The organism is Oleiphilus sp. HI0061 (assembly GCF_001635675.1).
In genome coordinates this window covers 1-1,008 of the sequence record NZ_LWFE01000287.1, presented here as the reverse complement: position 1 = coordinate 1,008, position 1,008 = coordinate 1, and the positions used below count along the sequence as shown (strand labels likewise).

The following is a 1,008-nucleotide window of genomic DNA, read 5'->3' as shown; positions in this document are numbered from 1 at the left end:
TTTGTCGGAATGTTTATTGCGCGTATATCTAAAGGCAGAACTATCCGCGAATTCCTCTGTGCCGTGCTACTCGTGCCAACCGCAGTGACTGTAATATGGATGTCGGTCTATGGTGGTATTGCCATCGATCAAGTTGTGAACGGTGTCGGTGAGCTTGGAGCAAATGGTCTAACGGATGTCCCGCTTGCCATGTTTCAGATGTTCGATGAGCTGCCCATGAGTCAGCTTCTATCGATGATCGCTATTCTCCTTGTATTGGTATTCTTTATTACTTCTTCCGATTCAGGGTCTTTGGTCATTGATAGCATTACAGCAGGTGGNAAAATTGATGCGCCCGTACCCCAACGTATCTACTGGGCAACTATTGAAGGCGCAATCGCGGCTGCCTTGTTATGGATAGGAGGGACCGAAGCAATACAAGCGCTGCAAGCAGGTGCTATCTCTTCAGGGTTGCCATTTACCTTTGTGTTGCTTGCGATGTGCGTTAGTTTGTTGATGGGGCTCAGAACTGAGCCTAAGTATTACTCATAACACGATCACGTTTGCTTTGTTAAGGTTAGATTAAATACTTAATGAAGCAGACGTCCGCTTTTAGGGTAATAGTTTAGGCTAAGGATTGTTATCGTTTGTTTGTGCTTCTTCAGAGGGAGTCTGGGGTTTGTCTTTATTGTCGTCACTTAAATCTTGCAGAAGCTTGGCATAATCACTGGCAGTCTTACCGGTAATCACTTCAAGGCGACGAATTTTCTTGTCGAACTCATCTTTAACTTTTTTTAACTCGTTATGCAATTCAACAATGTCGTGTTCATTGTTATCGATATCGGACTTATACTTTTCGAGCTTTTTCAAGGTCGTCTCGAAAACCTTCAAGCCCTGTCGTTGGCGATTGGCTGCTTGTGCTTCTTCCTCAATAATGCCATTTTTACTGGCATCAATCTTAGTACGTTTTACCAGAATAAGCCCTTTGATATCTTGAACTCGGCGAGACAGGACTCGCACGGCATCATT

General features: G+C 44.2%; 2 protein-coding genes. One reads left to right on the top strand and one right to left on the bottom strand.

Annotated elements, in window-relative coordinates:
- Window positions 1-531 (top strand): BCCT family transporter (locus tag A3735_RS03710; RefSeq protein WP_197485644.1); only part of this gene is annotated, 531 nt, incomplete at its 5' end.
- A gap of 78 nt (window positions 532-609) precedes the next feature.
- Here the strand turns inward: A3735_RS03710 and A3735_RS30210 are convergent.
- Window positions 610-1,008, bottom strand: a 399-nt coding sequence (locus A3735_RS30210) for a hypothetical protein (RefSeq protein WP_197485643.1), incomplete at its 5' end; no start/stop codon positions are given.